A 16,395-nucleotide genomic window follows, 5' to 3' on the forward strand; every position below is an offset into this window, starting at 1 on the left:
GTGTCATTCTTGCGGCCGTGACGTGGTTGATTCCCTGTGCGGCGCTATCCGTTTGGGAATCAACCACGCGAAGATCATCGCTACGGCCGCGGCGACTATCGAGATCACGAACGTGGCTTTGAACATGTCGAGCGTGGGATAGACGCGGTCGTGGACCACGATGGTGGCACCGGCAAGCACGACGCTCACCACGGCGGCGGAACTCGAGGTTCCGATCGATCGCATCAGTGAGTTCAAACCGTTGGCGGCGGCCGATTCCGTGATCGGAACCGAGCTCATGATGAGTGCCGGCATCGACGAGAATGTCAGTCCCACACCAGCTCCGATCACCATTCCGGCCAGCGCGACTTGCCACACCGCGGACGTCGCGAACAAGGCGGCGACGTAACCGAGCCCGATGACCAGCGCTCCGGTCAGCAAGGTGACCCGTGGACCTTTCCAGTCCGAGATGCGGGCGGAGACGGGGGAGAGTGCCATCATCACCAGTCCGGCGGGTGCGAGTACCAGGCCGGTGGTCACCATCGACAATCCGAATCCGTAGCCGGTGTCCTTCGGGGCCATGAGAAGTTGCGGTAGGGACAGTGAATTTCCGTACATCGAAAAGCCGACCGCAATGGATGCGAGGTTGGTGAACAGCACTTGTTTGCGTGCCGCGATTCGCAGATTCACCAGCGGCGCACTGCGTCTGAGTTCCCAGAAGCCCCACGCCGCGAAGATGACGACGGAGGACGCCAGTAGCCCGAGGGTCTTGGGATCGGACCATCCCCACGTGCCGCCCTTGGTGATCGGCAGGAGAAGGGCGATCAAGGCAGCGGCCAGGCCGAGGGCGCCGACGAAGTCGAAACGTCCAGGCTTGCGGACGGACGACTCGGGAATGACGAAGAACACCAACAACATACAGAGGCAACCCAGAGCCGCGGACACTACAAACAGGTAGTGCCAATCGGCGCTCTGAGCGATAAGCGCTGCGATGGGCAGGCCGACGGCGCCGCCGACGCCCAGGGTGGCGCTCATGACGGCCATAGCGCCGCCCACCTTCTTCGGTGGCAGAACGTCACGCAGGATGGCAATGCCCAACGGGATGGCACCAACGGAGGCGCCTTGAAGTGCGCGTCCGATCACCAGCACGATGAGCGACGACGAGAGCGCGCAGATGACAGAACCGAGAACCACCAGACCGAGACTGACGAGGATCATGCGTTTCTTGCCGAACATGTCGCCGAGGCGGCCACTGATCGGGGTGATGACCGCAGCGGCGAGAAGTGTCGCGGTGATGGCCCACGACGTGTCGGCCGGCGACGCGTTCAGCAGGCTCGGTAGCTGCGGGATGATCGGGACGACCAGCGTCTGCATCAGGGCGACGACGATCCCACACAGGCCGAGGACGGTGAGGATCAATCGTGGACGAGGGGACACTGTCGCGTCGACGGCTGTATCCGCGTTCGACGGATGGGCGTGAACGGACATTCGGCTCCCGGAGTATGTGGGTAGCGCTCGCCACCTATTCTGTGCACGCTACACATTCTGTGTATCCTGCACAACGTGACGAATGCGCACGGACAAAAGCCGGACCCCAACCTTGTCGACGTCGAATACGAACTGACGCTGTTGTCGCGGTATCACGCACTGGCGCAGCGCGCGGACCTCCACCTGGACCGCTCGGCGTACCTGCTGCTCGGGCGCCTCGAGCTGGAACAGCCGATGAGTCTGAAAGAACTGTCCTGCGCCTTCGGGTTGGACATCTCGACCATCAATCGACAGATCGGTGCGCTCCGGCGCCAAGGTTTGGTCGAACGCGTCGAAGATCCGGACGGTGGATTGGCGAGAAAGGTCCGTCCCACCGCGTCCGGTCTGGCACAACTGCGGGCAGACCGTGAGCATTCGACTGCGGGAGTGGGAAAGGTATTGCGGGACTGGACACCGGAGTCGCGTCGGGCATTGGGTGAGCTACTGCGGCATTTCAATCAATCGGTGGAAGAGATCGAAGGGCGGACCTGGCCGCGGCCGACACCCGGTGATCACGTCTGAGTGTGAGCCAGGGTCGAATCCGGTTCGGGCGCAATCACAACCAGCTTCGGTCGATCTTCCGGCGACGAGTGATTTCCGCGCCACGACATCAGTGACCACCGGGACAGCGCGGAAAATGCCGATCCGAGACTGGCAAAGGACCCGGAGCTCAGGATCGAGCCGGCCGAACCGATGCTGCCGATCGACAGTATCGAGAATGCGCTGCCGATCGACAATATCGAGTGAGTGCTACCGATCGAGAGAATCGACCCTTCGGAGCGGATCGACAGAATTGATCTGGAATGTCCCATTCCTTGGTCTATCACGAGCGCTGCACACACAAAAGAGGCCCGCCGAAAATTCAGCGAGCCTCTTTTTGAGTGATTGTGGATCAAGCCACTGCGAACATACCCACGGTCGGCAGGAAGCTGCAGGTGATGCGATCTGCGCCTTCGGGCTGGGTGGTCAGCGAACCGCTGATCACGGAAAGAACGCGTCCCGGGCCGGTGTCGGCGATGGCCGACAGGGTGGCGGGGCCGTCCGGGTTGATGCGAGCGGCGGTGGTGAGGTTCTGCGTAGCGCTGCGACCGTTGTCGATGTTGATCCAGGTGACCGTCAGAGGGACGGGCTGGTCATCGGTGGCCGGAGCGGTACCGAGTGCGGTGAACACAAATCCGGCCTGACCTGCGGCAGGTCCCGGAGGCGGCAAGTGCGCCGGGCCGGGAACGGCAAGGGCGGTACCGACGGAATCAGCCGTTGCGGAGATGCAGCCCTTACCCAGCGTGGGGTACAGGAACTGTGCGATGACGGGTGCGTTCTCATCCGGAATCGCCGGTCCGCCGCCGCCGCTGCCGTCGAGGAAGGTGATGACCTTTTCGAGCGTTGCCTTGATCTCAGGCGGGAGGCCGGCGGAATTGAGAATCGCGCGAGCCTGAGCGAGGAGATCGGCCTGCGGATTGCCTGCGACCTGGGTGACGCCTTGGGCGTCGACTGGGCCGGCCGCTGCTCCGATGATGGCGGGAGCAAACGATGCCAGGAACTCGATCGGCACACTATCCGGTGTGGGGGCGGGAGCCGGATCGGCCATTGCCTGTGCCGGCAAGGCAAGTCCTGCTGCTGCGGCAATTGCGACGGCGGTGAACGCCCTACGCATACCTCGGGTTCGAAGCACTGTTTCCCCATCCTTAGTCAGACCGCGCAGGCGCCGTAGCGCCCGCGTTGACGGCTCGAGGGGTCACTCTATGTAAGAGAGCCCCGGGTTGTACAGCCGTTCAGTTTCTGAGCAGCTACGGATCCCGGTGGAGTCTATTACATGACTGGCCTCGAAATGATTGCTTGCAGACCATACCCTGTGACAGAAGTGATCAATGTGAATATTGATGCAACTGTTATGTCGGTTTAGGTGGTTTCAGGCGTCAGTTTTTTGCCGAGTCTGCGACGAGCGCATCGATCCTCCGAGCAAACTTCACGTCGAGTTCGGTAATGCCGCCCGCCGAATGTGTCGACAGTGTGTAGGTGACTTTCCGCCACCGGACGTCCATGTCGGGATGATGATCGGCGGCTTCGGCAGCTGCGGCGACGTCCTGAAGCAGTGCGACGGCTTCGGGAAATGTCGCGGATTCGACCACCCGCGTAATTGCGTTGTCGGATCGGTGCCAGTCGGGCAGTTCCACGAGTGCGGCGTCGATCGCGGAATCAGACATCACGGAAGCCATACTCCATCATGGTGTCATGAGCGACGAGGCTGCAAGGGGTGGCGGGGCCGGCGACGAGTACGAGATAGTGGCCGGCGCAATCTTCCGCGATGACAGGTTGTTGCTGGCGCAGCGCATCCGCCCGCCAGAGTTGGCGGGGATGTGGGAGCTTCCGGGTGGCAAAGTCGAGGCGTTCGAGACGCCGCAACAAGCACTCGAGAGGGAACTGGCAGAAGAATTAGGTGTTGTTGTCCGCTGCGGGCGCCGAATCGGCGTCGACGTTGCATTGGGGAGCAGACGAGTTCTGCGAGCGTATCGAGTGGAAATCCTGGCCGGGGAGCCTGCGGCGCTGGATCATGCGCAGCTTGCTTGGGTGGACGCAGACGATCTGGAAAAGTTCGACATGGTGGTGAACGACCAGGCGTGGATACCGGATTTGCTCACCGAATTGCGCAGGCTCAGGCTGCCCGAGCCATCTTGAGGCCGACCTTCAGTTCCTTTTTGGAGGCGCCGCCGTTCTCGAGTTTCCGCATCCGCATGATCACGACCGGGCACTTCACACAGCGAGTCTTCTTGCGGCAGCACTTCTTCTTCGGCTTGAGCTGCGAGACTTTGCTTGGCTTAACTTTTCCCATGTGGCACTGCGTCTTTCCTTTAACGGCGATGGCGGAGAACCGCACTGCAGACAAGGTTAGCGTAACCTTAAAAGCGCTGAATTGCCAGCAAAAAATTTGACCCCACGAGTAGTGGCGAAAATCACTATCTGCAGGTCGTGGCCGTGATAGAGGACGCACTTTGCGCGAGTACCTCTTCGGAGCGAGTAGTATTTACTAGGCCGCGGTGCCTTCTCGAGGCGATTCGTGCACGTACTCGGATCACACATTCGTGCAGCGGCCACCAGAAGAGCCGTGCGATGCGAGTTTCGCGTGGCCGATTACTTAGCCGAATTACTCAGCCAGGAGAGCCATCGCGTGACCACCACCAGCTTCCGTAACGTTGCCATCGTCGCACACGTCGACCACGGCAAGACCACCCTCGTTGACGCCATGCTTCGTCAGTCCGGCGCCTTCGAGGAGCGCGCCGAGCTGGTCGATCGCGTCATGGACTCAGGAGACCTCGAGCGCGAGAAGGGAATCACGATTCTCGCGAAGAACACCTCCGTACACAAGCGCAACGACGACGGCTCGATCACCGTCATCAACGTCATCGACACCCCCGGCCACGCCGACTTCGGTGGAGAGGTCGAGCGCGGCCTGTCCATGGTCGACGGTGTCGTTCTGCTCGTCGACGCTTCCGAGGGCCCGCTGCCCCAGACCCGCTTCGTGCTGCGCAAGGCGCTTGCTGCGTCGCTGCCCGTCATCCTGGTCGTCAACAAGACCGACCGCCCTGACGCCCGCATCGAAGAGGTTGTCTCCGAGGCACAGGACCTGCTCCTCGACCTCGCATCGGACCTGTCCGACGAAGCCGCCGAAGCCGCTGAGCTCGCGCTCGGTCTCCCCGTCCTCTACGCCTCCGGCCGTGAGGGCAAGGCCTCGACCGTGCAGCCCGAAAACGGCCAGGCACCCGACGCCGAAGACCTCACCGCACTTTTCCAGGTTCTGATGGAGTACGTCCCGGCCCCCAAGGGCACGTCCGACGCCCCCCTGCAGGCTCACGTCACCAACCTCGACGCGTCCGCATTCCTCGGCCGCCTCGCGCTGGTTCGCATCCACAACGGCGAGCTGCGCAAGGGCCAGACCGTGTCCTGGTGCCGCGAGGTCGACGGCGAGCCCGTCATCACCAAGACCAAGATCACCGAACTGCTCACCACCATCGGTGTCGAGCGCGTTCCGGCAGAGGTTGCCTACGCCGGCGACATCTGCGCAGTGGCAGGCTTCCCGGACATCATGATCGGCGACACCCTCGCTGATCTCGAGAACCCGGTGCCGCTGCCCCGCATCACCGTCGACCAGCCGGCCATCTCGGTCACGATCGGCACCAACACGTCGCCGCTCGTCGGTCGCGTCAAGGGCCACAAGCTGACCTCGCGCATGGTCAAGGCTCGCCTCGATCAGGAGCTCGTCGGTAACGTCTCGCTCAAGGTCCTCGACATCGGTCGCCCCGATGCGTGGGAGGTTCAGGGTCGTGGAGAGCTCGCTCTCGCCATCCTCGTCGAGCAGATGCGTCGCGAGGGCTTCGAGCTCACCGTCGGTAAGCCGCAGGTTGTCACCCAGGTCGTCGACGGCAAGGTTCACGAGCCGTTCGAAGAGCTAACCATCGACAGCCCGGAGGAATACCTCGGCGCCATCACGCAGCTCCTCGCAAACCGCAAGGGCAAGATGGTCCAGATGTCGAACCACGGCCAGGGCTGGGTTCGCATGGAGTTCATCGTTCCTTCGCGTGGACTCATCGGTTTCCGTACGGAGTTCCTCACGGATACCCGCGGAACCGGTATCGCCAACGCCGTGTTCGACGGATACGGCCCGTGGGCCGGCGAGATCCGTGCGCGCCACACCGGTTCGCTCGTCTCGGACCGCTCCGGCTCCGTCACCCCGTTCGCCATGATCCAGCTGGCTGACCGTGGAACGTTCTTCGTCGAGCCGGGCGCAGACACCTACGAGGGCATGGTCGTGGGCATCAACCCGCGTCAGGAAGACCTCGACATCAACGTCACCCGCGAGAAGAAGCTGACCAATATGCGTCAGTCTTCCGCAGACGTGATGGAGACCCTCGCAAAGCCGATCAAGCTCGAACTCGAAGCAGCCATGGAGTTCTGCTCCGGCGACGAGTGCGTCGAGGTCACCCCGGAGGACGTTCGCGTCCGCAAGGTGCACCTCAATGCCACCGAGCGTGCTCGTGAGCGTTCACGCAGCAAGTCCCGCGACAAGGCTTCTCTGTAGTCTTTCGCAGTAACAAACATGACAAGGCGAATGTGCCTTTTGCTCGGTGTTCTTCCGGCAAAAGGTACATTCGCCTTCATGGTTTCCAGGCATCGTGTGGCTGCGAAACCGTGGACTCAGGCTGCACGCGCCTGAAAACGGAAGGAATATCTCTGTGGTTGCTGGACGTCGGTACCTGGCGTTGGCCGTGGCGGTGACAGCGTTGTCTCTGACGGCGTGCACTGCTGATCCGCCGCCGCCTGTCGAGAGCACCGAGACGGTCAAGCCGACCACGACGCCCGTCACACCGGCAATGCGGGTGGTGTCGGTGGCTATCGACCAGGTGGGTGACGGATTCAATCCCCACCTCCTCGCCGATTTGTCCCCGGTGAACTCTGCCGTCGGTAATTTGGTGTTGCCCAGCGTATTTCGTCCGATCAGCTCGACTGTGCAGCCTGGCCAGGCCGAGTGGGTCCTCGACGACTCGTTGGCCCTCTCCGCGGAAGTAGTCTCGGAGGCGCCGTTCACGATTCGCTATCAGCTCCGCAACGAAGCGCAGTGGTCCGACGGTGCGCCGATCGCCGCCGAGGATTTCCGTTACCTGTGGCAGCAGATGATTTCGGTTCCCGGCGTGGTGAACCCCGCCGGGTACCAGTTGATTTCGGACGTCACCTCGTCCGGCGGCGGAAAAACCGTGAACGTCGTGATGCGCGCGGCGTACCCGGCGTGGCGTGAACTCTTCACGGATCTTCTCCCGTCGCACCTGATCAAGGACACCCCCGGCGGTTTCAGTACCGGGTTGAGTGAGGGAATTCCGGTATCGGGGGCGCATTTTCACGTGCGCTCCGTCGACCGCGGCCGCGACGAGATCATCCTCGAACGCAACGACAGGTTCTGGGGAGAGCCGTCGGATCCCGACCAGATCGTGATGCGTCGGGCAGGGTCGTCCGCGCAGTTGGCCGAAGCGATGCGCACCGACGATTCGCAGATCGCGCAGATTCATGCGGGCAGCGCCACCGATATTCAGCTGTCGGCGGTTCCGGGAGTGAGCACGGCATTTACCTTTGTGCCGCGCACTCTCGACATGACGATCAACGGACGCAGTGCCACGTTTGCCGATGTCCGCGTCCGCAAAGCTGTTCTGGGACTTCTGGATTCCGATCTGCTGGCAGTAGTCGCCGCGGGCAGTGAATCTGCTGCGGTTCCGGCAAAAGCGCAGATCCTCTCGCCGTCCGATCCCGGCTATGTACCAACGGCGCCGCCTAAGCAGAGTCGTGAGCGCTCGATGGAGCAACTGGTGGAGTCCGGCTACGTCGTCGTGCCGCCGGCAGGACCGGTAGTGGTCGGCGGAACAAACGGAAGCGTCGTCCGTGACGGCAAGCCGCTCGAACTGACGCTGGGAGCGCCGGAGAACGACGACATCGCGATCGCGGTGGCCAACACCGCTGCCGACGAACTGCGGGACGCAGGGATCGTGGCAACGGTGACATCTCTTCCGGCAGAAGAGCTGTACGGCCAGGAATTGACAACCGGGAGCGTCGACATGGTGGTCGGTTGGATCCGCGCCGGCGTCGACCCCGCGACATCGTTGGCGTCTCGGTTCAGTTGCCCCTTGACTCCCACCGTGCCGGTAACCACTACGGAGACCGCGGAGTCGACCTCGGCCGCGCCGACTCCGACTACGGCTCGCGAGTCCGATTCCGAAGCGCCGAGCAATATTTCAGGACTGTGCGACCCGTCGTTGCAGCCGCGGATCGACGAAGCGCTCAGCGGGATCGGTGATTTCGGAGCGCTGATCGCCGACGCCGAGCCCAAGTTGTGGGATCTCGCGGCGGTTCTGCCCATCGTGCAGGACCGCACATTGGCCGCACTCGGAACCGGCGTCGAGGGTGTCACGCTGACCAGTCCGGTTCAGGTCGGAATATTCGGTGACGCAACCAACTGGGTGAGGGTGAAGGAATGACCGTCGCAAAGAAGAGACTTCTGCTGGTTCACGCGCATCCCGACGACGAAACGATCACCACCGGCGGCACCATCGCCCGGTACGTCGACGAAGGCGCCGAGGTGACCGTCCTGACCTGCACGTTGGGCGAGGAAGGGGAGGTAATAGGTGATCGGTGGGCCGGACTGGTTGCCGACGCCGCGGATCAACTCGGTGGTTACCGGATTGCGGAGCTGACCACGGCGTTGTCCTGTCTCGGCGTAAGCGAGCCCCGATTCCTGCTGGGAGCCGGTCACTTTCGTGATTCCGGAATGGCCGGGACGCCGTCAGCTGCCAATCCGCGGGCATTCGTCAACGCCGATCTCGAGGTTGCTGTTCGCGCCGTGGTCGAGGTGATCCGGGAACTGCGTCCGCACGTGGTGATCACGTACGACACCAACGGCGGGTACGGCCATCCCGATCACATTCAAGCCAACGCCATCACGACCGCTGCCGTTGCTGCGGCCGGTACTTCGGTGTATCCCGAAGCCGGCGAGCCGTGGAGCCCACAGAAGTTCTACTGGACCGTCACCGAACGAAGTTCCCTGGAACGGGCAATCGCGTCGATCGAGCAGGTGCCTGCGCACTGGCGGCTACCCGAGCCCCGGGAACTTCCGTGTGTGGCCGATGAGGATGTCACGACGGCGATCGATGTCAGCGGCGTTGTCGAGTCCAAGGCCGCCGCGCTGTCCGCCCACGCCACCCAGGTGACCGTCGCGCCGAGCCGCACCGAGTTCGCGTTGTCCAACAACGTCGTGCAGCCCATCGTGCCGGTCGAGCATTTTGTGCTTGTTCGCGGCGAGTTGGGTCCGGTGGAGGCAGACGGCCGCGAGGCCGACCTCTTCGGTGGGATCTCGTGACCGGTGTCGCACCGGATGCGGTCGTACCACAAAACGGCAAGTTCGCGTTTCTCGATCCGGTCATCCTCGGCGTCTTGATCTTCGACGGATTTTTGTGCGCTGTACTGTCGGTGATTTTTCTCCCGAGCTATCTCGGCACCACACCGTTTCCGGTCAGCATCCTGGTGGCCGCGGTGGTCAACCTCGGTTTGGTCATCGCCGCGCGGACAGTGACAACAACCGGTAAAGCGGCACTTCCGCTGGCCGGTTGGATCGCCGGATTCCTTATCTGCATGGTCGGCGGGCCAGGCGGCGACGTTCTGGTGTTGTCGTCGCCGCTCACGTTCCTGCTGCTTGTCGGCGCGCTGGCACCGGCGATCGTCTTTTTGTTTCGAGTGGCAAGCAAGGCTCTCGCGTCTATCGATACTTCGAAGCGTTCATAAGGGACACTTGCTGTGTGGCTGAACTACATCTTGCGGGCGTCACGATCGCCCTGACTGCGGAGCGTCGTTCGGAAGAATTTGCGACGCTCCTTGAACGGCGAGGTGCGGAGACGGTCCGGACCCCGGTGATTCATGTGCTTCCTCTGGTCGACGACGCTGATCTGCGAGTTCAGACCGAGGCATTGATTGCTGATCCGCCGGAACTCGTGGTGATCAGCACGGGAATCGGGTTCCGCGGTTGGCTGGAGGCGGTTCAGTCGTGGGATCTGACGGAGCAGTTTCTCGGCGCGCTGAACCGGACCCGCATCGTGGCTCGCGGTCCGAAGGCGATGGGGGCGATCCGCGGCGCGGGCTTGCGTGAGGAATGGTCGCCGTCGGGTGAGTCGTCCGAGGAGGTGCTGGCGCACCTCGCGAGCGAGGGCGTCGACGGGATTCGGGTCGCTGTTCAACTGCACGGGATCATCACCGAATGGGAACCGCTGACCGATCTGAGTGCGTCGTTGACCGACATCGGCGCAGTGGTCACGGCCGTCTCGGTCTATCGGTGGATTCGTCCGCCGGATCAGTCGCAGGTGCGGGCACTGGTCTCCGCTGTGCGATCGGGAAGCATCGACGCACTCACTTTCACCAGCGCCCCGGCGGTGTCGTCCATGCTCAGCACAGCAAAGGAGATGGGGGAGTTGGAACGCTTCGTCGCGGCGATGCGAGACAACGTGCCCACCTATTGCGTCGGTCCGGTGACCGCCGCTCCGCTGGAACTTCTGGGAGTCCCCACCATCCAACCGGAACGCTCGCGCCTCGGTGCGTTGGCGCGGTTGATCATCGAGGATTTGCCCAGACGTCGCGCGCTCCGGGCGTGACGGCTTCGATCAGACCCCATGCGTTCTCGGCGGGCAGGTCGATCACGTCGTAGCTGCCGGTGCCTGCCGGGGTTGCGGCGATGACGGTGGCAACTCCGGCGCGTCGCTGGAAGAACGTTTCCCGAACGGTCCAACCGATCACGCCGTCGGCTTCGAGGCTGTGCCGTTTGCGGTCGAGGGAGCCGCTGCGGGTGATGAGCCAGCCGGGTAGTACCGCGTGGCCCAGGCCGTTGTACCGGTCGTAGGCAAGCCCCGCTCCGCCCACAGCGAGCACGACGATGCCGACCCAGACATAGGTGGGCACGTGAACTCCGAAGATCAGGCAGACCACTGCCGCTACCGCGGCGATCACAGCGGGGAACAAGGCTCGGGTGTATCGGCGTCGACGGGCGGCGCCGCCGTGGGTAATGAGCGGCACGGACGCCTGCCGACTGTCGCCGATGACCGTCGCCATGACGCGTTCGGCTTCGGCTCGTGGGCCTTGTGGCAGCAGGAGTGAGGATTCCTTTTTCTCGGCGCTCACCCCCGTCATGATCGCGTCGAGGCGCGCACCGCCCGCAAGTCGAAGCAGGAGAGGCTCTTTGAGCGTCGTACCGCGTAGCCGGGCCCGGTCCAAGGTTGTCGCCCGCGTCTTGAGCAGCCCGTGGCTGACGTGCAGGATGCGTCCGTTGTCGGTGAGCGTCATGTTGCCGAACGCGATCAGATACTGGATGCATGCAAAGGCACTGGAGAGGATGAGTAGTGCCACCAGCAGAACGATGACCAGCACGGTGATGCCGAGACCTTCGAGCGATTCGACGCTACCGGTGACAGCGGACGACTTCGCGATCGCAGTGCCGATTCCGTATTGGAACGCGATGCCGACGATTGCCGCGATGATCGCGATGCCGGTGAACGAGAAGGGCGCAAATCGAACCCAGCTCACTTGCCAGTGCCCGATTTCGGCGTCCGCAGACACCGGCGAGGTCGGTGTTTCGAGCGTGGGCTTGCCCCGAGACTCGCTCAGCAAGGCTGCGCGTAGATCCGGAACCAGTGCGCTCGAGAGTGCGTTGAGCTCGAACTTGTTGGAATCGTGGCCGTTTCCGGCGCGTTGCCCGGTGCCGATTCGCACGATTGACAGCCCCAACACGCGGTGCAGGACTCCGGCTTCGACGTCGACGGACCGGATGCGACTGCGCGGCACCGAGAGCAGCTTCTTCTGGAAAACGCCGGTGCGCAGCTGAACGTGGACGGGGCCGATGCGATAGGTGGTGGTGAAATACCGCAGGAGGCCGTAGATCACGAGCAGCGTGACAACGCCGAATCCCCAGTAGTGGTTGCCGCTCTGGCTGCCGAGAACAAAGGAAATCAGCAGGATCGGAAGCAGTTTGACCACTTCGTTGATCGGATGGACCAGCAGCATCCGTCGGTCGAGGCGAAGCCACGGCTGTTCCTGCTCCGCGGCCTCGGCGGCTGCGGACTCGGCTTCGTCGGGAATGTCGATCATGAGTTTGTCGATTTCGCTCATGTCGCGTCACTCGAATTGGTGCCGGCAATGGCAGTCAGTTGTGCAACCGTACGGTCGGCCACGTCTTGATCGAGGGCGGTGATCTTCACGGCACCCGCCGACGACGCAGTCGTCACGGTGACGGTCGCGAGCCCCAGCATCCGGTCGATGGGGCCACGTTCGGTGTCGACGGTCTGGACCCGCGAGATCGGGGCGATGCGTCGTTCCTGCGTGAACCAGCCGGTGCGGGTGTACACGGCGGTGTCGCTGATTTCCCAGCGATGCACCCGGTAACGCCACATCGGCACCATCAGAATGTGTACCGCTGCGCAGGACACGGTGACCGCACCTACTGCCCCCACCACCCAGGTCGGTAAGCCGGAGATCAGGATCGCGCAGACAATTTCGGCGACGATGACCGGTGCCCAGAAAAGTGCTGCGGTGATCGCCCACAATCGGGGTGCTTTGGTGCTCGGGCGCCACAGCGGATCGGCCATGGTGATGCGGGTGGACGCGGTCATGATGCCTACTTTGGTCGAGTTGAGGCGTTCTGTCGACAACCACCCTATGGTGGAGTGTGGCGACCATGAAGGGAGCACGTGATGACTGAACAAGATTCGGCATTCAGCTCGGAGGCACCGGAGTCCGATGCTCTGGAACAGGCAACACCGGTAGATCCGAATACTCCCGACGAACCAGACTTGACCGATATTCCGCTCGACGCACCGGCGGCCGATGTTGTCGAACAACGGCGTGAAGTTGAGATCGACGAGGAGTATCCGCCTAGCTGAGTGGTGGTAGTTCCGGCACCGAGTGGCAGTAGTCGTCGGGTATGGCGCATGATCGCTAGGTGAACCGAACTGGTGATGACTCCGGCAAACCCACCATGCTTCCGATGCCTGGCCTGTCTGCGTCGGCAACTGGGACCGCGTCGCCGAGCCCATCTGCGATGCGACGTGTGCTGCGTCGTGCTCGCGATGGCGCGACACTGAACGTAGACGAGGCAACGACGCTGCTGCAGGCGCGCGGAACCGATCTGGCGGACCTGTGCGCGTCGGCGGCCAAGGTTCGGGACGCGGGATTGTTAGCTGCCGGCCGCCCGAATACGGTGACGTACTCGCGCAAGGTGTTCATTCCGCTGACCCACCTGTGCCAGGACAAGTGCCACTACTGCACGTTTGTCACAGTCCCCGGCAAGTTGCGGGCCGAGGGACGCGGCATGTACCTCGAACCGGACGAGATCCTCGAGATTGCTCGTCAGGGCGCTGAATTGGGTTGCAAGGAAGCGCTGTTCACCTTGGGGGATCGGCCGGAGGCTCGCTGGCCGGAAGCGAAGCAGTGGCTCGACGAGCGAGGATACGACTCCACTCTGGACTACCTGCGCGCGATGTCGATTCGCGTACTCGAGGAAACCGGCCTACTTCCGCACCTCAACCCCGGTGTGATGAGCTGGCAGGAACTTTCGCGTCTCAAGCCGGTGGCGCCGTCGATGGGCATGATGCTCGAGACCACCGCTACCCGGCTGTTCACCGACAAGGGTGAATGCCATTACGGCAGCCCCGACAAGGACCCGGCAGTCCGGTTGCGGACTCTGACCGATGCCGGTCGTCTCAACGTGCCGTTCACCACCGGCATTCTGGTCGGCATCGGCGAGAACTTTGCCGAGCGGGCCGAGTCGATCATGGCGATCCGTAAGTCGCAGAAGGCTTTCGGCCATATTCAGGAAGTCATCATCCAGAACTTCCTGGCCAAGCCCGACACCGCGATGCGCGATTCCCCGGACGCGTCGCTCGACGAGTTCCTGGCCGCGATCGCCGTTGCGCGTCTGCTGCTCGGCCCGTCGATGCGGATTCAGAGCCCGCCGAATCTGGTCTCGAACAGCGAGTGCCTGGCACTTCTCGGCGCGGGCGTCGACGACTGGGGCGGGGTGTCGCCCCTGACTCCGGATCACGTCAACCCTGAGCGTCCGTGGCCGAACCTCGACACTCTGGCGGCGATCAGCGCGGAGGCCGGCTTCACCCTCACCGAACGCACCGCCGCTCAGCCCGCCTATGTTCTGGCCGGTGCCCCCTGGATCGACCCGCGCATTGCCGGTCACGTTCAGGCGCTTGCCGATCCGAAGACGGGACTGGCCAAGCTCGACACCAAGCCGGTGGGCCGGCCGTGGCAGGAACCGGACGAATCCTGGGAGTCGAGCGGACGCGTCGACCTCAACACCGAGATCGACACCGACGGCCGTAACACGGAGACTCGCAGCGACCTGGGCAGTGCCTTCGGTGACTGGGAAACCGTGCGTGAGCAGGTGCTGGAATTGAGCGCTCCGGTTCGCGTCGACACGGATCTTCTTGCGGCACTGCGCAGTGCCGAGCGTGATCCTGCCGGGTGTTCCGACGACGAATACCTCGCGCTGGCCACCGCGGAGGGGCCAGGCCTGGAAGCCGTTGTGGCACTGGCAGATGTGCTCCGCAAGGATGCCATCGGCGAAGACGTCACCTACGTCGTGAACCGGAACATCAACTTCACCAACATCTGCTACACCGGCTGCCGATTCTGCGCATTTGCGCAGCGCAAGGGCGACGCCGACGCTTTCACGCTCTCGGCCGAGGAAGTGGCGGATCGCGCGTGGGAGGCGCACGTCGCAGGGGCCACCGAAGTCTGCATGCAGGGTGGAATCGACCCGGAACTACCGGTGACGGGTTACGCGGATCTGGTGCGTGCGGTCAAGAAGCGCGTGCCGTCGATGCACGTCCACGCGTTTTCGCCGATGGAGATCGTCAACGGTGCCTCGCGCAGTGGTGAGAGCATTCGCGACTGGCTCACTGCCCTGCGCGAAGCCGGTCTCGACACAATCCCCGGCACAGCGGCAGAGATCCTCGACGACGAGGTGCGCTGGATCCTCACCAAGGGCAAACTGCCGACGGCGGAGTGGATCGAAGTGGTCACCACGGCGCACGAGGTGGGCCTGCGATCGAGTTCGACCATGATGTACGGGCACGTCGATCAGCCGCACCACTGGGTCGGGCACCTCAACGTGCTGCGTGGAATCCAGGACCGCACAGGCGGATTCACGGAGTTCGTGCTGCTGCCGTTCGTGCATCAGAGCGCCCCGCTGTATCTGGCAGGTGCGTCGCGGCCCGGCCCGACCATTCGCGACAACCGCGCGGCGCACGCGCTTGCCCGCATCATGCTGCACGGGCGGATCTCCAACATCCAGACCAGCTGGGTCAAGCTGGGCATCACCGGAACGCAGATGATGCTCAACGGCGGCGCAAACGACCTCGGCGGAACGCTGATGGAAGAGACGATCTCCCGGATGGCCGGGTCCGAGCACGGCAGCGAGAAGACCGTCGCAGAACTGCGGGCCATCGCCGAAGGCATCGGTCGACCGGCTCGTGAGCGCACCACCACGCACGCCCGTCGTGACGGGGTGGCTGTCTGATGGCGGACATCCTGGGTGATCGCCGAGTTGTCGAGGTACTCGATCGAGCGGTCTGGGGCATCAACCCCGTCCTCGACCTCGCGTACAGCGATCCGTTCGGCATCAAGCGTCGTAGTTTCGAACCCACGGATCCCGAGCGCAGCGCGGCCGAGGCAGTTCTCGACGCCGTTGCCTGGGTTCTGGACGTGATCAAGTTCCCCGGTACCGCGGCGTGGTCCGTCATGACGGATGAGCAGCGATCGAAGTGGTGGACCACCCGCCTGGGCGCCCTCAACACGGTCGCTGTGGCATTTCCCGGAATTTTCGGGGTTTTGCTCAACAGGTTCCCGATCCAGGACTTGCTGGCTTTTGCCAACCAGGCCGTTGTCCTCGTGGCTGTCGCCCGCGAGCACGGCGTGAGCGAACGTGATCAGCAGGTTGATCTGCTGGCGTCCGTTCTGTGCCGCCGAGAAGTCAGCACTCGCGATCTGCTGGACTCTGAGGACTTCACCGAAAAGGCTGTCACCAGCACAGATGAGACATGGCGACCGTTCGCTCTGATCGGAACGCTGTGGCAAACCGCACAAACTTTTCGGGCAATCGGCGACGAACTCCACAAGCGTCCCCTGCGCACCAAGCCGTACGAGATCGTGGGAAAAATTCCGGTGATCGGCGTGGTCGCGGACTATTTCGGTGAGCGCGGCGCTCTTGTGCGGGCCGCGTCCGCAGGTGAGAAGTGGATCGCGATTCGGTCGCGGAACGCCACCACAGTAGGCTGAAATGTGTTAAGTCGCTTGCGCGCAGCAGGC

At 63.2% G+C, this 16,395-nt stretch carries 17 protein-coding genes; 10 read left to right on the forward strand and 7 right to left on the reverse strand.

Annotation, left to right across the window (positions count from 1 at the left end):
- Nucleotides 1–3: 3 nt before the first annotated feature.
- Nucleotides 4–1,467 carry an MFS transporter gene (locus tag V2B23_RS12260; RefSeq protein WP_430950578.1) on the reverse strand — a complete coding sequence of 488 codons (1,464 nt, stop codon included), beginning with the start codon at nucleotides 1,465–1,467 and terminating at the stop codon, nucleotides 4–6.
- 75 nt (nucleotides 1,468–1,542) lie between these two features.
- Here V2B23_RS12260 and V2B23_RS12265 point away from each other — a divergent pair, with 75 nt between their 5' ends.
- Nucleotides 1,543–2,028, forward strand: coding sequence for a MarR family winged helix-turn-helix transcriptional regulator (locus V2B23_RS12265; RefSeq protein ID WP_430950579.1), 486 nt, complete (start codon nucleotides 1,543–1,545; stop codon nucleotides 2,026–2,028).
- Here the strand turns inward: V2B23_RS12265 and V2B23_RS12270 are convergent.
- From V2B23_RS12270 to V2B23_RS12280, 3 genes are all read right to left on the reverse strand, one after another.
- Complete coding sequence (locus V2B23_RS12270) at nucleotides 2,019–2,318, reverse strand: hypothetical protein (RefSeq protein ID WP_138872529.1); 300 nt, start codon at nucleotides 2,316–2,318, stop codon at nucleotides 2,019–2,021. The two genes, V2B23_RS12265 and V2B23_RS12270, sit on opposite strands and share 10 nt — an antisense overlap.
- Nucleotides 2,319–2,398: 80 nt before the next feature.
- On the reverse strand, nucleotides 2,399–3,160 hold the full coding sequence (locus V2B23_RS12275; RefSeq protein WP_430950709.1) for an Rv1157c family protein: 762 nt from the start codon (nucleotides 3,158–3,160) through the stop codon (nucleotides 2,399–2,401).
- A 262-nt stretch (nucleotides 3,161–3,422) separates the two neighbouring features.
- Nucleotides 3,423–3,722: a 4a-hydroxytetrahydrobiopterin dehydratase gene (locus V2B23_RS12280; protein ID WP_430950580.1), complete on the reverse strand. Its 300-nt coding sequence runs from the start codon at nucleotides 3,720–3,722 to the stop codon at nucleotides 3,423–3,425.
- A gap of 16 nt (nucleotides 3,723–3,738) precedes the next feature.
- Between V2B23_RS12280 and V2B23_RS12285 the strand changes: the two genes are divergently transcribed.
- A complete protein-coding gene (locus V2B23_RS12285; protein ID WP_430950581.1) occupies nucleotides 3,739–4,182 on the forward strand; it encodes a (deoxy)nucleoside triphosphate pyrophosphohydrolase in 444 nt (147 codons plus the stop codon).
- Here the strand turns inward: V2B23_RS12285 and V2B23_RS12290 are convergent.
- Nucleotides 4,160–4,336, reverse strand: a complete 177-nt coding sequence (locus V2B23_RS12290; RefSeq protein WP_430950582.1) for a hypothetical protein — start codon at nucleotides 4,334–4,336, stop codon at nucleotides 4,160–4,162. The genes V2B23_RS12285 and V2B23_RS12290 overlap by 23 nt on opposite strands.
- Nucleotides 4,337–4,672: 336 nt before the next feature.
- Between V2B23_RS12290 and typA the strand changes: the two genes are divergently transcribed.
- The 5 genes from typA to V2B23_RS12315 all read left to right on the forward strand — a co-directional run bounded on the left by typA (nucleotide 4,673) and on the right by V2B23_RS12315 (nucleotide 10,682).
- A complete protein-coding gene (typA, locus tag V2B23_RS12295; protein ID WP_033234466.1) occupies nucleotides 4,673–6,580 on the forward strand; it encodes a translational GTPase TypA in 1,908 nt (635 codons plus the stop codon).
- 154 nt (nucleotides 6,581–6,734) lie between these two features.
- Nucleotides 6,735–8,522 (forward strand): ABC transporter family substrate-binding protein, encoded by a 1,788-nt coding sequence (locus V2B23_RS12300; RefSeq protein WP_430950583.1) that lies wholly within the window; start codon nucleotides 6,735–6,737, stop codon nucleotides 8,520–8,522.
- On the forward strand, nucleotides 8,519–9,400 hold the full coding sequence (mshB, locus tag V2B23_RS12305; RefSeq protein ID WP_430950584.1) for an N-acetyl-1-D-myo-inositol-2-amino-2-deoxy-alpha-D-glucopyranoside deacetylase: 882 nt from the start codon (nucleotides 8,519–8,521) through the stop codon (nucleotides 9,398–9,400). Before V2B23_RS12300 ends, mshB begins: the two co-directional genes overlap by 4 nt.
- Nucleotides 9,397–9,822 (forward strand): hypothetical protein, encoded by a 426-nt coding sequence (locus tag V2B23_RS12310; protein WP_430950585.1) that lies wholly within the window; start codon nucleotides 9,397–9,399, stop codon nucleotides 9,820–9,822. The genes mshB and V2B23_RS12310 overlap by 4 nt, the downstream gene beginning before the upstream one ends.
- 14 nt (nucleotides 9,823–9,836) lie before the next feature.
- Nucleotides 9,837–10,682 (forward strand): uroporphyrinogen-III synthase, encoded by an 846-nt coding sequence (locus V2B23_RS12315; RefSeq protein WP_430950586.1) that lies wholly within the window; start codon nucleotides 9,837–9,839, stop codon nucleotides 10,680–10,682.
- Here V2B23_RS12315 and V2B23_RS12320 read toward each other — a convergent pair.
- A complete protein-coding gene (locus V2B23_RS12320; RefSeq protein ID WP_430950587.1) occupies nucleotides 10,642–12,189 on the reverse strand; it encodes a PH domain-containing protein in 1,548 nt (515 codons plus the stop codon). The genes V2B23_RS12315 and V2B23_RS12320 overlap by 41 nt on opposite strands.
- Entirely contained in the window at nucleotides 12,186–12,689 is a 504-nt protein-coding gene (locus tag V2B23_RS12325; protein WP_430950588.1) for a PH domain-containing protein, read from the reverse strand. The genes V2B23_RS12320 and V2B23_RS12325 overlap by 4 nt, the downstream gene beginning before the upstream one ends.
- Nucleotides 12,690–12,770: 81 nt before the next feature.
- Between V2B23_RS12325 and V2B23_RS12330 the strand changes: the two genes are divergently transcribed.
- From V2B23_RS12330 to V2B23_RS12340, 3 genes are all read left to right on the forward strand, one after another.
- Nucleotides 12,771–12,959, forward strand: coding sequence for a hypothetical protein (locus tag V2B23_RS12330; RefSeq protein WP_430950589.1), 189 nt, complete (start codon nucleotides 12,771–12,773; stop codon nucleotides 12,957–12,959).
- 95 nt (nucleotides 12,960–13,054) lie between these two features.
- Complete coding sequence (locus tag V2B23_RS12335; RefSeq protein ID WP_430950710.1) at nucleotides 13,055–15,607, forward strand: bifunctional FO biosynthesis protein CofGH; 2,553 nt, start codon at nucleotides 13,055–13,057, stop codon at nucleotides 15,605–15,607.
- A complete protein-coding gene (locus tag V2B23_RS12340; protein WP_430950590.1) occupies nucleotides 15,607–16,365 on the forward strand; it encodes a hypothetical protein in 759 nt (252 codons plus the stop codon). The genes V2B23_RS12335 and V2B23_RS12340 overlap by 1 nt, the downstream gene beginning before the upstream one ends.
- Nucleotides 16,366–16,395: the final 30 nt, after the last annotated feature.

The organism is Rhodococcus sp. 24CO (genome assembly GCF_050586165.1).
Classification (GTDB): domain Bacteria; phylum Actinomycetota; class Actinomycetes; order Mycobacteriales; family Mycobacteriaceae; genus Rhodococcus_F.